This is a genomic window from Hymenobacter sp. IS2118 (genome assembly GCF_000715495.1).
Lineage (GTDB): Bacteria > Bacteroidota > Bacteroidia > Cytophagales > Hymenobacteraceae > Hymenobacter.
Map to the genome: position 1 here is coordinate 15,793 of NZ_JNLX01000123.1, position 17,814 is coordinate 33,606.

Consider the following 17,814-nt stretch of genomic DNA (forward strand, 5'->3'; position numbering starts at 1 on the left):
GAGGCGCAATACCTTGCGCCTCCTCGCAGAATTAGCATGACGCAGCACGGGCGCTGCGGGTTGCGGCGATTCAGGCGTCAACCTCACCCCCTAGCCCCCTCTCCAAAAAAGAGGGGGGACTAGCTTTTAGCCTTAATTCTTGATTGCTAATTTCTTAGGAATAATTCTAGTCCCCCCTCCCCTGCGGAGAGGGGGTGAGGTCAACGCCTGGGCACGACCACACAACCAAACTGCAATCCCCCTACTGCCCGTATTTGCTCCGAAACTTCTTCGCCAGATACGTCTGCTTGTTTTCGAGCGAGATGTTGCGGCCGTCGATAAAGGCCCGTGAGACGGCGTTGGTGCGCATGTCGAGTAGGTCGCCCTTGCTGAGGACGAGGGTGGCGCTTTTGCCGGCTTCCAGCGTGCCGTAGTCTTTGTCGATGCCCATAATCTGGGCGGTGGTGAGGGTAACGGCCGTCAGGGCCTGCTCTTTGGTGAGGCCGAAGGCGACGGCGGTGCCGGCCACAAACGCCAGGTTGCGCGAGCCGGCCGTTTCCTGGTCGCCCTGGTAATCGAGGCAGAAACGGATGCCGGCGGCCTGTAGCTGCGCGGGCAGCTTGTAGGGCTGGTCGTAGTCGTCGGCGTCGCGGCGGGGCAGGGCGTGAATGCGCGATACCACCACGCTCACGTCGTTCTGCTTCAGGAAGTCGAGCACCATCCAGGCATCGCGGGCGCCGACTACGGCTATTTTCTGCGCGCCCATGCGCCGGGCAAACCGGACCGACTCGATGATTTCCTTGCCGTAGTCGGCGTGCAGGTACAGGGTTTTCGTACCGTCGAAAACCCCGGCCAGCGAAGCCAGCAGCAGGTTTTCGGGGCGGCCGGCGGGCAGCTGGCGGTAGGCGCTGGCCTGGCCAAAAAGCTGTTCCAGGTCGCGCAGCTGGGTTTCGCGGGCTTTCTGGCGGCGGTCCAGCACGGCGGCATCGTCGTTGGGGCTGAGGCGGAACACCATGGCGGGCCAGGTCAGGTGCTGGCCTTCGTCGGCGCGCACCACGGCATCTTCCCAGTTCCAGGCATCGAGCTGCACCACGCTGCTTTGGCCGCTCAGCAGGCGGCCGCGCGGAGTGGGCTGGGCCAGCAGCACGCCATTGGTACGTACGGTGGGCAGCACGTCCGAATCGGTGTTGTAGGCGATGAGGGCCCGCACGTGGGGGTTCAGCAGGCCCACTTCCTCCTCGTCCACGGTGGCCCGGATGGCTTCTACCTCCGTGAGGCCCAGGGTGGTATTGGGCACTATCAGCCCCGGATATACTTCCTGCCCGGCGGCCTCAATGGTTTCGTAGCCGGCCCGGTCGGCCGTGAACCCGGCGGCGGGGCCGGCGTAGGTCAGGCGGCCTTTGTCGAACGCCACCGCGGCATTGGGCACCACAGTGCCGTTGCCCACGTGCAGCGTGGCGCCCGTGATGAGCACCGGCCGGGATTGCGCCGGAGCGGGCGCGGGCACTTGGGCCAGGGCGGCGCTGGCGGCGGCGAGGGAAGGGAGCAGCAAGGCCAGGCAACGAAGCGAGAAGAAAGGCATAAATATGATTTTTCGACCAAACCAGCCAGTGTCTGGAGGCGGGGTTATGAGGGGGTAGGTGTACGGAAGGTGTACGGAAGGCGGCTTGAAGGCGGCCGGAAGGCAAATTGCACTGTGACGGGGTGCTGAGCGGTGTGCCCGGCGCAGTGTGGTGCCCCTACTGCGCGGTTTCTTTTTCCTGGCCCAGGGTGTCGCAGTGCCACAGGCCCTGCGCTTTGCCAGCGGCGGCCTGCGTGGGGGCGCCGCCCTTTTTGGCCGCCAGCATGGCTTGCACAATGCGCTGCCGCTCCTGCTGCATACCGGCGCGCAGGGCGGCATCGGCGGTCAGGCTGAATAGCTCGCGGCCGTCCACAAACGTGTATTCGGGCTTGGCGTAGATGCTGAGCGGGTTGTCGTTCCAGAGCACCACGTCGGCGTCCTTGCCTTCCTTGATGGAACCCATGCTGGCATCGAGATGCAGCATTTTGGCCGGGTTGATGGTAATGAGGCGCAGGGCTTCTTCCTCGCTCAGGCCGCCGTATTTCACGGTTTTGGCGGCTTCCTGGTTGAGGCGGCGGCTCATTTCGGCGTCGTCGGAGTTGATGGCCACGTTCAGCCCGGCCCGCGTCATGATGGCGGCATTGTAGGGAATGGCGTCGCGCACCTCGTTCTTATAAGCCCACCAATCCGAAAACGTGCTGGCGTTCACGCCGTGGGCCTTCATTTTGTCGGCCACCTTGTAGCCTTCCAGAATATGGGTGAAAGTGTTTACCTGGAAACCCAGCCGGTCAGCCACGTCCAGCAGCATGTTGATTTCGCTCTGCACGTAGCTGTGGCAGGTAATGAAGCGCTGGCGGTTCAGGATTTCGACCAGGGCGTCCAGCTCCAGGTCGCGGCGCGGGCCTTCGGCTTTCTGCTGCTTGCTTTTACCGAGCTTGTTGTAAGCGGCCATTTCCTTTTCGTATTCCCTGGCGCGGGTGAAGGCGTCCACGAACACCTGCTCGGTGCCCATGCGGGTTTGCGGGAAGCGCAGCACGTTCAGCTCGCCCCAGTTGCTTTGCTTCACGTTTTCGCCCAGGGCAAACTTGATGAAGCCCGGCGCGCCCGCAATCTGCATGGCTTCGGGCGTGGCGCCCCAGCGCATTTTCACCAGCGCCGACTGCCCGCCGATGGGGTTGGCCGAGCCGTGCAGCAGCTGCGCGGCCACCACCCCGCCGGCCAGGTCGCGGTAGATGCCCACGTCCTCGTTGTCCACCACGTCGCCGATGCGCACCTCGCTGGTCACGGCCTGGGTGCCCTCGTTCACGCCCCCGCCCACGGCAATGTGTGAGTGCTCGTCGATAATGCCCGGCGAGAGGTGTTTGCCGGTACCGTCGATGCTGCGGCCGCCCTTGGGCAGCGCCAGGTTCTTGCCGATTCTCGAGATTTTACCGTTCACCAGCAGCACATCGGTATTCTCCAGCTTGCCGGCGGCCTCGCTGGTCCACACCGTAGCGTTTTTGATGAGGGTGGTTTGCTGGCCGGGGATTTCGGCCCGGCCGTAGGCGGCGAAGGGGAAAATAACACTGCCCAGCACCGGCGGCGGCGTCACCTTGGCCGAATCGCGCTTGGCGGCGCGGCTGGCCGCTTCCAGACGCACGGCGCGCCACTTCACGGGCGTGCCATTGGCCAGCAGGCCATCGCCCTGAAACACCCGGCCCTCCTGCGTGTAGTAGCCGCTTAAACGCACGGCACCTTCGGGGAGGGTTGAGTTTTGAGGGTTAGGGGTTGAGTTAACGGGCGTTTTGTTGCCGGCTTCCTTTTTCCCTTTTCCGGCCTTGTCTTTGGGGTTAAATACTATCGTGGCGAGGTCACTGGTTACGGTCACGCTGCCTTTGATGGTATCGCCGGCGGTGGGCACGATTTTCAGCTCCGGCGCTTCGGGCTTGCCCTGAATCAGGAACCGGCCTTCGGGCTGCTCCCCGATTTTGAGGCTGTACACGCCCCGGTAGTCGGCCGGCACGGTGCTCAGCTGGTAGCGTTCGCCCTGCACCCAGTTGTCGAGCAGCACGTTGTCGTCGGCCAGCAGGCGGGCCGAGCACACGATAAAGTTGGCTTCCATGCCGGGCCGGAGGGCGCCGATGCGGTTCTGGGCGCGCAGCAGGCGGGCGGGCGTATCGGTGAGGGCGCGCAGAGCGGCGGTTTCGCTCAGGCCGTACTGCACAGCTTTGCGCAGGTTGGGCAAAAACTTCTTTTTGTCCTTGAGGTCGGCTGCCGTGAGCACAAACGGCACGCCGGCCTGGCTGAGGCGGGCGGCGTTGGCGGGCGCCAGCTCCCAGTGCTTCAGGTCTTCGAGCGGAATGCGCAGCGCGTCGTACACGTCCTCCACGTTGTAGGCATCGGGGAAGTTGAGGGCCAGCACGAAAGTAGCGCCGGTGCTTTTCAGGTCGTTGAGGCGCTGGTATTCATCGCCCCGACCCTTGATGATGTACTGCTGGCCGGCCTCGTCGCCCACCTTATCCGCCCGCAGCGCCGAAAGCTTGTCGCTGACCTGGAAAATAGCCGGCAGGGCTTTTTGCTGCGTCAGGGCCTGGAGCGAGAGGTTCTGCTCGCGGCGCGGGTTGCGCTGGTTCCACTGCGCGTCGAGGTAAGTTTGGCGGAGTAGGGCGATGCTGCCCATGAGCGAGCCAGGGTAGTCCTGGGTGCTGCTGCCTTTATCGAAGGAAAGCCCGGTAGCCGCTTTTTCCAGCAGCATCACCTCGTTTTCGCGGCGGTTGGTGTTCAGGCTCACCAGGGCGCCCGTGCCGCGCATGATGCCATCGGCCTGCTGGGTGAGCACGGCGCCGAAGCCCAGGGCGCGGTAGGCGGCGGCCTGCTCGCTGTTGATTTTGAACTGCTCGGCCGCGTTCACCTCCGGATGAATGGCCTGGTTCCAGTTGTAGGCGCCGGGTTTCTGGCTCTCAAACTGCGGGCCATTGCGCCGGCCCTGGCGCTCGGCCGGCTTCATCTCGGGCACGCCGTAGCTGGTGTACACGTCCACAAAGCCGGGGTAGATGAACTTGCCGCGCAGGTCCTGCACCACGGCGCCGGCCGGAATTTTCACGCTGCCCGCCGGGCCGGCCGCCACCACCTTGCCGTCCTGCACCAGCAGCGTGGCGTCGCTGATTTGGGTTTGGTAATCTGTGTAGAGCGTGGCGTGGGTGAAGGCAAACGTGCCGGGCCGCTGGTCGGCCACGCCGTTGCGCGGGTAGGTACCGGGTTGGGCCTGGGCGGCGCCGGCCGCGGCTAGTAGCACGGCCACCAGGGCCATTTCTGAGGAAATTTTCGCCATATAAAAACAGACTATTGCAAGCCAGACCGGCTGAGAAACACCACAAACTGTGCGGTGCCGAAACCAAATGTACTACCAGCATCTGAGCACCTTGTCAAAAGGCGCTATTTTTGGCTTCTCTCCTATTTTCTGCTCGTGCGCCCTTCGTTTATTCCCGCTTTTTTCGCCGCCGTCAGTGCGGCGCTCCTCTTGGTTTCGCCCGCCGTGCAGGCCCAGGCCGCTCCACCCGACACCACCGGCCTCACCGCGCAGCTACGGCAGCTGTGGCAGGCGTCCGACTTTCCGGGTTTTGCCGTGGCCGTGGTGCGGCCCGATGGCGTGGTGTACGAGCACGGCTTCGGCTACGCCAACCGGGCCCGGCAAACCCCTTACACCCCGGCCACGGTGCAGGGCGTGGCCTCGGTGAGCAAAACGCTCATTGGCGTGGCGCTGCTGCAAGCCGCCGCCGCGGGCCAGCTGCGCCTCGACCAGCCGGTGAACGAGCTGCTGCCCTTCACGGTACACAACCCTTATTTCCCCAACCAGCCCATCACCCTGCGCCAGCTGGCCACCATGACGGCCGGCCTCACCGACAACCAGCGCTTCTATAGCAAGCGCGCCTACGCCAAAGGCACTACTTCGGCGCTGAGCAGCGAGGAGTACCTGCGCCGCACCCTGAGCGCCGGCGGCCAGTGGTTCAGCCGCCGCCGGTTTGTGCCCCACGCGCCCGGCACCTACTATGCCTACAGCAACGAAAGCGCCGCTCTGGCTGCCTTGGCCATCGAAAAAGCCACCGGCCAGTCCTACGCCGAGTTCACGCGCCAGCACATTTTGCAGCCCCTGGGCCTCACCGATTCCGGCTGGAATCAGGCCGAAATCGATGCCACCAAGCTGGCCACGCTCTACGACGCCAAAGGCAAGGTGGTGCCACCGTACTATACCGTAACCTACCCCGACGGCGGCCTGCTGACCAGCACCCACAGCCTGGCCCGCTACCTGCACAGCATCATCAACCCCACCGTCAGCGGGGCGCCCCTGCCTCCGGCCGCCGTCGATTCGCTGCTGAGACCGCAGTTTACCACGGGCCGCATGCCCGAGCACCTCGACCCGGCCGAGCCCAACCAGGGCTTGTTCTGGGCGCACCGCCGCAACGGCACCGTGGGCCACACCGGCGGCGACTCGGGCATCACCACGTTTCTGTTTTTCGACCCGGTTACCCGCGTGGGCAAGGTTTTCGTCACCAACACCGAAGTGCAAAAAGGCCCGCGTAGCCTGGAGCAGTTCAAAGCCATCTGGAAACTGCTCGACCAGGTGCACTAACCAGCCGCCGGGCTTTCGCGTAATTGGTCTTTATAGTTGTCAGTTGCTGGTTGTCGGTTGTCGGGCCGAATAATCAACTGCTTTTTGACAAAAAATCTAACAACCGACAACTAATAATCAGCGACTAACGACACCATGCGCAAAGGCACCAAAGTCACCTGGAAATACGGCACCGGCACGGCCACCGGCAAAATCGAGTCAATGCACAAAGAGCCCATTGCCCGCACCATCAAGGGCTCCGAGATTCATCGCAACGGCTCGGCCGAAGACCCCGCGCTGGTTATCGTGCAGGAGAATGGCGACAAAGTTCTTAAGCTGAAGAGCGAGGTGAAAGCGGCGAGCTAGCGCCGCAAGTAAATGCCCTTACCGTAGCCGGCCCCGTCGTCGTCCACGGGCGTACCGTTTAGCACGGCACGCCGGCGCAGATTGCTTCCGCAGCTGCAGCAGCCCTTCCCGGGCGGCTGGCTCGCCACGTCAATGTTGCTGAGGTCGTAGTTGCGGCCGGCATTGGGCAGCACAAACCGATAATTGAAGGCGGCATAGGCCAAAGCGGGCTGTACGCCGGTGGCACCCGGAACGGGTAGGCTTTGTAAGTCCACGACACAGAAAAGATTGGAGTCGCACAGCCGGTTCCGCACCGTATCCAGTGATGTGATAAAGCCGGGCTGGGCATAGCGCACAACGTAGGCCCCCGCCACCTCGGCGTTGGTGAACCCACCGCGCTGGCGGTCGGTGTCGATGCGCACCGAGAAGTTTTCCGTGAGCGTACAGGGCGCGCAGGTGTAATCCGCGCATTTATCGCCGCAGCCTGCAAGGACCGCACTCCCAGCAGCCAACACTCCAATGTATCCCAAGCGGGTGAAAAGAGCAAAACGGGTCATGATTGTGGATTTAGATGGCATGGCAGGAATTGACTTCGGGGTTGCGTTTCACACACAAATATGTTCGCTACCGGCGCAGCACGGTGGTGGTAGCGCTTCCTTCGGCTATTACCGGTGTGTCATTGAGCAAAAAGCGCCGCCGGGCGTTGGCAAGGTGGGCGCGATGGCCCTTGCTCACCTCGGCTGCTTCTTCCGGCTCGCTGCTGCACCGGTAAAAAAGGACTGGTTTCGGCTTTTGCGGCTAGTTCTGCGTACCCCAAAGGTGCGCTGGCCCATTATTTCGCCACAGCCGGGCTCTCAAATCCTGTGGTTACTGCGTTACAATGGCGCGTTTTCCGCTCCGGCAGCGCGGCTTCGCGCCAGCGAGGGCACGGCCATGACTACCCCACGATAACACCCTTTATGAACGAACTGACTGAGATTCGCCACCTGCAAAAAACCGATGCCGAAGCCATCAAAAATGCTATGCTCCTCGCCTACCCGCGCCTGGCCACCTACTGGCCGGAGGCGCAGCTGAACCGGCTGGTGGACCTGTTTCCCGAAGGCCAGTTTGTGGTGACGGTGAATGGCGAAGTAGTGGCCGCCGCCTTTGCCATCATCGTCGACCACGACCAGTTTGAGGAAGACCACACGTTTCAGCAGGTGACGGGCGACTATACCTTTAGCACCCACCAGCCCGCTGCCGACACGCTCTACGGCATCGAGGTGTTTGTGGTGCCGGCCATGCGCGGGCGGCGGCTGGCGCGCCGGCTCTACGAGGCCCGCAAGGAACTCTGTGAACGTCTGAATCTGCGTGCCATCGCCTTCGGGGCGCGCATTCCGGGCTACCACGAGTACCAGGAGACGCTTTCGCCCAAGCAGTACGTGCAGAAGGTGAAGAACCGCGAAATAATGGACCCTTCGCTGAATTTTCAGCTTTCCAACGATTTCCACCCGGTGCGGGTGCTGCGCAGCTACCTACCCAACGACGTGGCCAGTGGCGAATACGCCCTGCTCATGGAGTGGGACAACATGATGTACGACACCCGCCCGGTGCAGGCCATCGCCAAAAAAACGCAGGTGCGCCTGGGCCTCGTGCAGTGGCAGATGCGCCACTTCGACGGCCTGGAAGACCTCCTGCAACAGGTGGAATACTTCGTGGATGCGCTGGCCGCCTACCGCGCCGACTTCGCACTGTTTCCCGAGTTGTTCCACGGCCCGCTGATGGCCGATGCCAACGAGCTGTCCGAAATTGATGCCATTCGCAAGCTGAGCCAGTTTTCAGATGCCATTCTGGCCCGCTTCACCGAGCTGGCCGTGAAATACCACATCAACATCATTACCGGCTCGATGCCCGTGATGGACGAAGCCGGCAAGTTGATGAACGTGGGCTACCTGTGCCGCCGCAATGGCAGCACCGAGCGCTATGAGAAAATCCACGTCACGCCCAACGAGGCCAAGTACTGGGGCCTCACCGGCGGCAAAAAGCTCCAAACGTTCGACACCGATTCGGGCCGCATTGGCATCCTTATCTGCTACGATTCGGAGTTTCCCGAGCTGGCCCGCCTCCTGGCCGACCAGGGCATGGACATCCTGTTCGTACCCTTCCTCACCGATACCCAGACGGCGTATTCCCGCGTGCGGCACTGCGCTGCGGCGCGGGCCATCGAAAACGAATGCTACGTGGCCATCGCCGGCTCGGTGGGCAACCTGCCCCGAGTCAAGAACATGGACATTCAGTACGCGCAGTCGGCCGTGCTCACGCCCTGCGACTTTGCCTTCCCAACCACCGGCGTGAAAAGCGAGGCCACGCCCAATACCGAAATGATTCTGGTGACGGACGTGGACCTGTCCATTCTCGACCGCCTGCGCAACCAGGGCAGCGTGCAAAACCTGCGCAGCCGCCGCCACGACGTGTACCAGCTCAGCTCGTCGGAGCTGATGCCCAAGCATTGATTTAGAACGTAGTTAAAAGGCCGTCATGCGTTAGGCACTAGTTAAATAGCTTCCCCAGTTTACCTCCAACAAAAAACCCCGCCGGCTAATACCGGCGGGGTTTTTTGTTACGTAAATAACTCTTTGACGCTTACTACAAATTGTCTTTGTCAGGGTCGATGAAGGCTTGCTCGTCCATCTCCGTTGGTACTACTACAATGCCCTTTTGGAGCAGAGAATTGCGCTTGCCGTAGAGGAAGTACACAACGAAGCCGAGCAGCATCCAGCCGGCAGCTACTTCCAGCGTGGCCGAATCCAGACCTACAATCAGGGCCGAGCACACGATGGCGCCCATGAAGGGCACCAATGGGAAGCTAGCCGACGAGAGCGGCGCGCGGAACGGACGCGGCTGGTCGGGGTCCGACTTGCGCATAATCCACACGCCCAGGCTCACGAGCACAAAGGCCAGCAGCGTGCCAAACGAGGTGAGGTCGCCGGCCAGGTTGCCGGGCACAAAGGCCGCGAACAAGCCCACGAATACCATCAGCATCAGGTTGGACTTGTAAGGGGTGTTGAAGCGGGGGTGCAACGCCGAGAAGGCTTTGGGCATCAGTCCGTCCTTGGCCATCGAGAAAAACACCCGGCTCTGGCCCATGAGCATTACCAGCATTACCGAGGTGAAACCCAACAGGATGCCGATGGTAACGGCCGTTCCGAGCCACTCGTAGCCCTTCATGTGGGTTACAATGGCGTAGGTCACCGAGGCTTCGCCGCCCACGGCGGGGTCAGCAAATTCGCGCCAGTTGGCCACGCCCGTCAGTACGTGTCCGAACAGAATGTAGAGCACCGTGCATAAAGCCAGCGAGCCCAGAATGCCGATGGGCATGTCGCGCTTGGGGTTTTTGGCCTCCTGCGCGGCCGTGCTCACGGCATCAAAACCGATGAAGGCAAAGAAGACGATGCCCGCGCCGCCCAGAATACCGCCCCAGCCGTGCTTATTCCAGCCTTCGTAGGTGCGCACCACCTCGCCGGCGGCGTTTTTCACTACGGCATCGGCCGGAATGAGGTAGGGCTCGTGGTTGGCGGGGTTCACAAACTGCCAGCCCACGGCGATGAACACCACCACGATGAGCACCTTCAGCACCACGATAACGGCGTTGAACATGGCCGACTCCTGGGTGCCTTTCACCAGCAACAAGCTAAGGGCCACAATGATAAGCAGCGCCGGCAGGTTGATAACGCCCTGCTGGGCCACGCCATCGATAACGGCGCGCTCAAACGGTGAATGGCTTAGACTATAGGGAATACTTGTCCCAAACGTCTCCAGGAGCTTATTGAGGTATTCGCTCCAGGCAATGGACACGGTGGCCGCGCCCAGCGCGTATTCCATAATAAGTGCCCAGCCGATAACCCAGGCCACAAATTCGCCCATCGTAGTGTAGGCGTAAGTGTAAGCCGAGCCGGCAATGGGAATCATGGCCGCGAACTCGGCGTAGCACAGGCCCGCGAACACGCAGCCAAAGGCAGCCAGAATGAAGGCGAGCGTCACGCCCGGCCCCGAGGCTTGGGCGGCGGCGGCGGCGGTGCGCACAAACAGGCCGGCCCCGATGATGGCGCCCACGCCCAGGGCTACGAGGTTGCCCGCACCCAGCGTCCGCTTTAGGGTACCGTGCCCGGTGGAGTTAGCCTCGCCCAGCAGCACGGCCAATGGTTTTTTGGCGAAAATACTTGCCATTTGTTAGGGTTAGTGAAAGAAGAAGTGTGAAATAAAAAGAACTGAAAACGAAACCAACAACTGCCTTTGCCCCAAAAAAACGGCGGCAACGGCAGCGACGGGCCCGAAATATAGGCAGCAAATTCGCGCCCGCCCGGTTTTCACGCGCCTGGCTTTGCGGTGGCTGTGGTTGCCACCCGATTAAACCCCGGCCCATCAGCCGCATCCAAGTCCGCAATTCACCCTCTCTTTTTCTTCCTTTATCATGAAAAAAATCATTGTTTTGCTCGCGGCCTTCGTGGCCACTGCCACCACCGGTTTTGCCCAGGCCCCGGCCGGGGCTGGCCCCGTTCCGCAAGCGGGCAGCCGCTCGCAGGCGCCGGCTTCGCCCGAGCAGCAGGCCGAGCGCCGCGCCCGGGCCCTAACCAAAGCCCTAAGCCTGAGCCCCGACCAGCAGGCCCGGCTGCAACCCATTTTACTGGCTCAGCAGCAGGAGCTCCAACGCCTCCGCGACCAGCCCCGCGGCGGCGACCGCCGGGCAATGGCCCAGCAGCTGAAAACCACCCAGGCTACTTACGACCAGCAAATCCGCGCCGTGCTCACGCCGGAGCAATACAGCAAGTTTGAGCAGCAGAAAGACGACCGTCGCGACCAAATTCGGGAGCGCCGGGCCGGGGGCGGAAGGAATAACTAGCCCGATTGGTAGATAATATCCGCCCATTTATCGAGGCATTCAGGATGGCATTCATCCCGCCTCAATCCTGGCATAACGCTTGCAAATACCCTGGCAAGTGACCAACGAGGCGCTTTTGCTCTCCGGCCTCCTTCTTTATTCAGTTACTTTATAAATCATCCAACCCATGAAAAAGACCCTGCTATTGCTCGCCGCCCTGGCCTTCACCACCGCCGGCACCAGCTTCGCCCAAACCACGCCCGCCGCATCCACCGCCCGTAAGGCGCACAAAGGCCGCGACCACAAAGACAACAAAACCCCCGCTCAAAAAGCCGACTATCACGCCGCCAAAATGGCCAAGGACCTCGGCCTCACCGCCGACCAGGAAGCCCGCGTAGAGCAGCTTCTGGTGGCTCGCCAGCAGGAATCGGCCGCGTTCAAAGCCAAGTACGGCACCGACAAAAAAGCCGGCCGCACCGACATGCAGGCGTCCCGCCAGCGCTACCAGACCCAACTCAAATCCATTCTCACTGCCGACCAGTACGCCAAGATGAGCCAGATGAAGGACGAGCACCGTGGCCACGGCAAAATGAAGGACGGCGGTAAAATGAAAATGAAAACCAAGGCGTAATTGCCCGCTTACCAGTTAGGCCGCAGGAGCCCCAGCCAGATTTGGCTGGGGCTTTTTTGCGTTTGGCGGCCTGCGGAACCCGTTTCGCCATTGCCCGGCCAGAGTGCTTATATTTGGCCAAATCACCCGGCTACCCGTTTGGCCTCAATTTATTCTCCCATGCCTCCCCTCCCCAGTAGCACGGCCTCGGCCGTGCAAATCCAGCAGTTCTACGATAAGGGCCTGGCCCATGCCAGCTACGCCGTGCGCTACGGCCGCCAGGTCGCCATCATCGACCCGGCCCGCGACCCGCAGCCCTACTACGACTTTGCCGACGAACACGAGGCCAACATCGTGGCCGTGATTGAGACGCATCCGCACGCCGATTTCGTGTCGTCGCACCTGGAAATTGCTCAGGAAACCGAGGCCACCATCTACTGCAGCGAACTGGTGGGCGCCAAGTACCCGCACAAAACCTTCGACGACGGCGACCGCATCAGCCTGGGCACCGTGGAGCTGCACGCCATCAACACCCCCGGCCACTCGCCCGACAGCATCAGCATTTTGCTAATGGACGAGCTGGCCCAAAGCCGCGCCGTGTTTACCGGCGACACGCTGTTTGTGGGCGACGTGGGCCGGCCCGACCTGCGCGAGGATGAGGCCGTGGGCGGCCACCAGCGCCAGGAGCTAGCTGCCCAACTCTACCGCAGCACCCGCAACAAGCTCATGACCCTGCCCGGCACCACGCGGGTGTACCCCGCCCACGGCCCCGGCAGCCTCTGCGGCAAAACAACCAGTACTGACCTCGACAGTACCATTGCCAGAGAGCTGAAGACGAATTATGCCCTGCAGCCCATGTCGCAGGAGGAGTTCGTCAAGGTCCTGCTCGAAGACCAGCCTTTCGTGCCCAAGTACTTCGGCCACGGCGTGCAGTTGAACCGCCAGGGTGCCCCCAGCTTTGAAGACAGCATCCGGGCCGTGCCCCACCCTGGCAGCAACGCCACCCTGGAGCCCGATGTGCTCATTATTGACACCCGCCCCGCCGCCCAGTTTCGGGCCGGCCACCTGCCTGGCGCTATCAACCTGCAGGACGGCGGCAAGTTCGAAACCTGGCTGGGTTCTGTAATTGGCCCCGCCGAACCGTTTTACCTGCTGGCCGATTCCCAGATTGCCTTGGATATCGTGGTGCGCAAATCCGCAAAAATCGGCTACGAGGGCAACATCAAAGGCGCTTTGCTGGCCCCGCTGGTGCTGCCCAATACCTCCCCCGCGGTGGACGTAGCCCAGGTGCGCCAGCACCCCGACGCCTTCACCATCGTGGACATCCGCAACCGCGCCGAGGCCAAAACACCGGTCTTTGAAAACGCCCTGCTCATTCCGCTACCCGAGCTGCGCGAACGCGCCCACGAAATTCCTGCTGGCAAACCCGTGCTGGTGCATTGCGCCGGCGGCTACCGCTCGGCGGCCGGGGCCAGCATCGTGCAGCAGGCCCTGCCCGGCGTGGAAGTGCTGGATTTGGGCGAGGCTGTGACGGAGTTTTAAGGGGCGGCGGCGGGGCATTAACTAAACACGGAGAAGGAAAAGCGTAGTTTTCAGGCCGTCATGCCGGGCGCAGCTGCGGCATGACCAAACTTGGTACAGTTACTTTTACCCGACTACTTAGTCACTGATGTTACGCACCATCCTAGCGGACTGCCTGGAAACGGCCTTTGCTGATGCACCTAAAGTCTCTTTGTGAAGCGTAGGCGCAATCAGTGCGTAACATCAGTTAGTCAAGCAACAGCGGCTAGATTTCGCTATCTTCCGAACATGGATATAAAAACGCTGATAACCGTTGACCCGGACATTTTGGGTGGCCAACCCGTATTTGCCGGAACGCGCGTGCCAGTAGAGTCACTTTTTGACCATTTGGAAGCGGGCGTTGCGCTCGATGAATTTCTGGATGACTTCCCCACCGTCGCCAAAGCGCAAGCTGTGGCTCTATTGGAGATGGCGAACCGGCTGGTAACCGCCAAAAATATAGACCAACTCTATGCGGCTGCTGCTTGATGAGAACTTACCCAAAGGACTAAAGCAGGACTTTCCCGACCACGAGGTTTTCACCGTTTGGGATAAAGGCTGGAATGGCATCAAGAATGGTGAACTGCTAAAGCTAATGCTGGCCGACGGTTTTCACGCGTTGTTGACCTTTGATAAAAATTTGCAGCACCAGCAGAATTTCGAGCGGTATGTTTTGACCGTTTTTGTGCTGAATGCACCAATCAATCGATATTCGGTACTGACCAACCTTTCGGTGAAGGTGAACGCCTTGCTGAACGAAGGCGCCTTGCCGGTAGGGCCGATTATTATCACGCAGGACTAAGGCTGTTTTTCGCCTAATCCCCGTAGCAAATACGATTACTAACCATCTAATGCGCGTCCTCCACACCGCCGACTGGCACCTTGGCCAGCATTTTCTCACGGGCCAGGAACGCACCACCGAGCAGCAGGCTTTCCTCGACTGGCTACTGCTGACGGTGCAGGACCAGGGCATTGAGGTGCTGGTAATTGCCGGCGACATCTTCGACACCCAAACGCCCTCGTACACGGCGCAGGAGCTGTACTACACCTTCTTGGTGAAGATGCAAAGTACCTGCTGCCGCGACATCGTGGTGGTGGGTGGCAACCACGACTCTCCCACCATGCTCAACGCCTCGCGGCAATTGCTGCGGCAGTTGCGCATCCACGTAGTGGGCGGCGTGCCCACGGAGCCAGCCGAGCAGATTATCCATTTGAACGGGGCCGGCGGCCGGCCGGGGCTGGTGGTGTGCGCGGTGCCGTTTCTGCGCGACCGCAACATCCGGCTGGCCGTGGCCGGCGAAAGCCCCGACGACCGGCAGCTCCGCATTCGCCACAGCATTGCCGACCACTACGCTGCCCTGGCCGGCCACGCGGCCGTGCTGGGCCAGCGCGAGCAGGACGTACCGGTGCTGGCCACCGGCCACCTCTACGCGGCCGGCGGCGAGGCCCGCGAGGGCGCCGAGCGCGACGTGCACATTGGCGGGCTGGGGCTGGTGGGGGCCGAGCATTTTCCGGCGGCCTTCGACTACGTGGCCCTGGGCCACCTGCACCGGCCGCAACTGGTGGGTGGCCGCCAGCACATCCGCTACTCAGGCTCGCCGGTGCCGCTGTCCTTCACCGAAGCCAACGACAAGCAGCAAGTACTACTGCTGGAATTTAAAGGGGCCGGCGCGCCCGTCATTACCAGCCTGCCGGTGCCCGTGGCGCGGCGCCTGCAGCGCTTCCACGGCACGCTGGACGAGGTGGAGGCCGATATTCTGGCCTATGATAACGAGGCATTCGGGCTGGTGGCCTGGGCCGATGTGCTGGTGCGCTCCGACGAAACGCCGGCCGAAGTGCAACGCCGCATCCAAGCTGTGCTGGAGCTGCAAAAGAAGAAAGTAGTGGCCCCGCGCGGCGTGCGCCACCAGCGCCTGACCGAGGTGGCCGGCCTGGCCGAAGCCGCCGTCCCGCTGGCCCTGCTGCACGAACTTACGGTGGACGAGGTGTTTGGCCGGCGCGTGGCCAGCCTACCACCCGAGCGGGCCGCGCAGCTCAGCGCCACCTTCGGGGAGCTCCGCCAGCTGCTGGCCGAAGCTGACCCGCAGGCGTGGAACGAGCAGTAGCGCGAACTTTGGAGAGTACTGAAGCATTATTCAAATGCTTGCCCTCCATTAGTTCCGCTGTTATTCAATTGTAATTATCTGAATACCAACGGCAAGGCTAACAGCTTTCAGCTACTGGCTTAAAGCTCATTATCTACCCAATGAAAATTATCAGCGTCCGCTTCGCTAACCTCAACTCGCTGCCTGGTCCGTTTTTGATTCGGTTTGATGCTACGCCACTGGCCGATACAGGGCTGTTTGCCATCACGGGGCCCACGGGGGCGGGCAAAAGCACGCTGCTTGATGCTATTTCGGTGGGCCTGTATGGCCGGGTGCCGCGCCACGACCGGCAGGTGGGCGAGATGGTGAGCCGCCACGCCAAGGAGGCGTGGTCGGAGGTGGAGTTTGAGGTGCACGAAACCGACCCCGACACGGGCTCGACGGACCGCGTGCGCTACCGCTCGCGCTGGGAAGTGAAGCGCAAGGTGCGCGGCGAGGACAAGGGCGCGCTCAACCCCGATGCCATGACGCTGGTGCTGAGCCCTTCCAACGTGGCCATCATCAGTGGCAAGGAGGCGGTGCCGAAGCGGGTGAGTGAGCTGTCGGGGCTGGATTTTGGGCAGTTTGAGCAGTCGGTGCTGCTGAGCCAGGGCAAGTTTGCGCGCTTCCTGCACGCGCCCGAAAAGGAGCGTAGCGCCCTGCTGGAGAAGATGACCAACGTGGGCATCTACTCGCGGCTGAGTGTGGCGGCGTTTGAGAAAGCCAGGGAGGAGCAGCAGAAAACCCGCGAGCTGCAAATTCGGCTCGATGCCACCACCCTGCTGTCGGAAGAAGCGCGGGCCGGCCTGGAAGCCCGCCTCGACGTGCTGCACCAGCAAACGGAGCAGCATTATGAGGAGCAGCAGGACTTAAATCTATGTCTGTCCTGGCGAACCATCCTGGACCAATTCGACCGGCAGCTTAATGAAGCCGAGCGCGAAGCCGCACGCCTGCGCCAGCAGGAAACCGCGCTGGCCCCCGATTTTATCCGACTCGATGGCCACCTGCGCGCCGCCGCCGTGGACAAGCCCCTGGGCCTGGCCGAAGCCGCCGAGCGGGAAGTGAGCAGCGACGAAAAGCAGCTGGCGGAACTGGCGGAAGCCCTGCCCCGGCTAGTCCTGGCCGCCGAAACGGCCACTCAGACCCACCGGACCGCCACCGCCGCCCACGCCGAAGCCCTGGCCGAGGAAGACCGTCTGCGCCCGGTGCTCAGCCAGGCCCAGCAGCAGGACGCTACTATTGCCGCCGCCCGCCACCAGCTGGGCCTCAAGCGCACGGCCCACGGCCAGCAGCAGCGCACCCACACCCAAACCGCCGCCGACCTGCACCGGGAAGCGGTAGAAATTGAGAACCTGCAAACCCAGAGCACCACGCTCGACGGCTGGTTGATAGCGCATAGTGCCGAGAACGACCTGAAAAACCAGGTGCTGGCGCTGGACCGCGAAATAATCGACCTGCTGGGGGCGCAAAAGCAGTTGGCCGCCCTGGAAGCCCGCCAGCAGGAGCTGCATAAAAACCAGGACCAGACCGCGCTGGACCTGCGCCGCCAACGCGGCCTCGAAGCCGACGCGCTGGCCCGCCAGCAGGCTATCAAAGACCAAGGCCAGCCCTGCCGCACCGAGCGCGACGCCCTGCTGCTAGGCACCAGCGCCGCTGCCCTGGTGCAGCGGGCCGACGACCTGAGCGCCCACCGCCAGGCCCTGCAACAGCTGCTGCCCAAGGCCGAAACTGCCCACACCGAGCAAACCCGCGCCGAAGCCCTGACCGCCGAAATCAACCAGGAAGCTCCCGACCTAACCACCGCCGAAACCGCCGCCCGCCACCTCGAAACGCGTCGGACCGACGGCCTCGCGCTACTGGAAAGCTACCGCCGCGAGCTCCGCGCCCAGCAGGCCCTGGCCGACCTGAACCACCTACGCCAGCATTTGCAGGATGGCCAGCCCTGTGCCCTCTGCGGAGCGGTAGAACACGCTTTTGCCGCCGATTTTGCCCCCGAAGCCGATGAGCAGGAGCAGCGCGTGACGCAGCAGCAGCTAGCCCTCACAAGCTTGGACGAGGAGCTGCGCCTCGCCACCACCGCCCTCGCCCGCCGCCAGACCCAGCAGCAGCAGCGCCAGCAGCGCCGCGACGAAGCCGCCGCCGCCGCCGAAACCGCCCGCCAGCAGGCTGCTTCCCTAGCCGCGCCGCTTC

15 protein-coding genes are annotated in these 17,814 nt (G+C 62.4%); 11 read left to right on the forward strand and 4 right to left on the reverse strand.

The genetic code is table 11. The features are described 5' to 3' along the window. Positions 1 to 241 precede the first annotated feature (241 nt). The gene (locus GM79_RS10365; protein ID WP_035563291.1) at positions 242 to 1,561 is read right to left on the reverse strand and encodes an amidohydrolase family protein; all 1,320 of its coding nucleotides are present in this window, start codon (positions 1,559 to 1,561) and stop codon (positions 242 to 244) included. A gap of 157 nt (positions 1,562 to 1,718) precedes the next feature. Beyond that, positions 1,719 to 4,850 (reverse strand): amidohydrolase family protein, encoded by a 3,132-nt coding sequence (locus GM79_RS10370; protein WP_035563294.1) that lies wholly within the window; start codon positions 4,848 to 4,850, stop codon positions 1,719 to 1,721. A 135-nt stretch (positions 4,851 to 4,985) separates the two neighbouring features. Here GM79_RS10370 and GM79_RS10375 point away from each other — a divergent pair, with 135 nt between their 5' ends. Beyond that, a complete protein-coding gene (locus GM79_RS10375; protein ID WP_035563296.1) occupies positions 4,986 to 6,149 on the forward strand; it encodes a serine hydrolase domain-containing protein in 1,164 nt (387 codons plus the stop codon). Positions 6,150 to 6,284: 135 nt separating this feature from the next. Next, a complete protein-coding gene (locus tag GM79_RS10380) occupies positions 6,285 to 6,494 on the forward strand; it encodes a DUF2945 domain-containing protein (RefSeq protein WP_035563298.1) in 210 nt (69 codons plus the stop codon). Here the strand turns inward: GM79_RS10380 and GM79_RS10385 are convergent. Then, on the reverse strand, positions 6,491 to 7,030 hold the full coding sequence (locus GM79_RS10385; protein ID WP_152559942.1) for a hypothetical protein: 540 nt from the start codon (positions 7,028 to 7,030) through the stop codon (positions 6,491 to 6,493). The two genes, GM79_RS10380 and GM79_RS10385, sit on opposite strands and share 4 nt — an antisense overlap. Between GM79_RS10385 and GM79_RS24905 the strand changes: the two genes are divergently transcribed. Together GM79_RS24905 and GM79_RS10390 are read left to right on the forward strand one after the other, a co-directional pair. Next, entirely contained in the window at positions 7,029 to 7,424 is a 396-nt protein-coding gene (locus tag GM79_RS24905; RefSeq protein ID WP_152559943.1) for a hypothetical protein, read from the forward strand. The genes GM79_RS10385 and GM79_RS24905 overlap by 2 nt on opposite strands. An 8-nt stretch (positions 7,425 to 7,432) precedes the next feature. After that, positions 7,433 to 8,965 carry a carbon-nitrogen hydrolase family protein gene (locus GM79_RS10390; RefSeq protein WP_035563303.1) on the forward strand — a complete coding sequence of 511 codons (1,533 nt, stop codon included), beginning with the start codon at positions 7,433 to 7,435 and terminating at the stop codon, positions 8,963 to 8,965. Positions 8,966 to 9,098: 133 nt separating this feature from the next. Here the strand turns inward: GM79_RS10390 and GM79_RS10395 are convergent, their stop codons facing one another. Next, on the reverse strand, positions 9,099 to 10,679 hold the full coding sequence (locus GM79_RS10395) for an amino acid permease (RefSeq protein ID WP_051718746.1): 1,581 nt from the start codon (positions 10,677 to 10,679) through the stop codon (positions 9,099 to 9,101). A 244-nt stretch (positions 10,680 to 10,923) separates the two neighbouring features. Between GM79_RS10395 and GM79_RS10400 the strand changes: the two genes are divergently transcribed. From GM79_RS10400 to GM79_RS10430, 7 genes are all read left to right on the forward strand, one after another. After that, a complete protein-coding gene (locus tag GM79_RS10400; RefSeq protein ID WP_035563306.1) occupies positions 10,924 to 11,352 on the forward strand; it encodes a hypothetical protein in 429 nt (142 codons plus the stop codon). A gap of 166 nt (positions 11,353 to 11,518) precedes the next feature. Next, positions 11,519 to 11,962 carry a hypothetical protein gene (locus tag GM79_RS22950; protein ID WP_051718747.1) on the forward strand — a complete coding sequence of 148 codons (444 nt, stop codon included), beginning with the start codon at positions 11,519 to 11,521 and terminating at the stop codon, positions 11,960 to 11,962. A 159-nt stretch (positions 11,963 to 12,121) separates the two neighbouring features. After that, the gene (locus GM79_RS10410) at positions 12,122 to 13,483 is read left to right on the forward strand and encodes an MBL fold metallo-hydrolase (protein WP_081867677.1); all 1,362 of its coding nucleotides are present in this window, start codon (positions 12,122 to 12,124) and stop codon (positions 13,481 to 13,483) included. Between the two features lie 267 nt (positions 13,484 to 13,750). Continuing rightward, positions 13,751 to 13,990, forward strand: coding sequence for a DUF433 domain-containing protein (locus tag GM79_RS10415; RefSeq protein WP_035563313.1), 240 nt, complete (start codon positions 13,751 to 13,753; stop codon positions 13,988 to 13,990). Then, positions 13,974 to 14,303 (forward strand): hypothetical protein, encoded by a 330-nt coding sequence (locus GM79_RS10420; RefSeq protein WP_035563316.1) that lies wholly within the window; start codon positions 13,974 to 13,976, stop codon positions 14,301 to 14,303. The genes GM79_RS10415 and GM79_RS10420 overlap by 17 nt, the downstream gene beginning before the upstream one ends. Positions 14,304 to 14,352: 49 nt before the next feature. Beyond that, on the forward strand, positions 14,353 to 15,606 hold the full coding sequence (gene sbcD, locus GM79_RS10425; protein ID WP_035563318.1) for an exonuclease subunit SbcD: 1,254 nt from the start codon (positions 14,353 to 14,355) through the stop codon (positions 15,604 to 15,606). Positions 15,607 to 15,746: 140 nt separating this feature from the next. Beyond that, positions 15,747 to 17,814: AAA family ATPase (locus GM79_RS10430; RefSeq protein WP_035563330.1), on the forward strand; the 2,068-nt coding region annotated here is incomplete at its 3' end.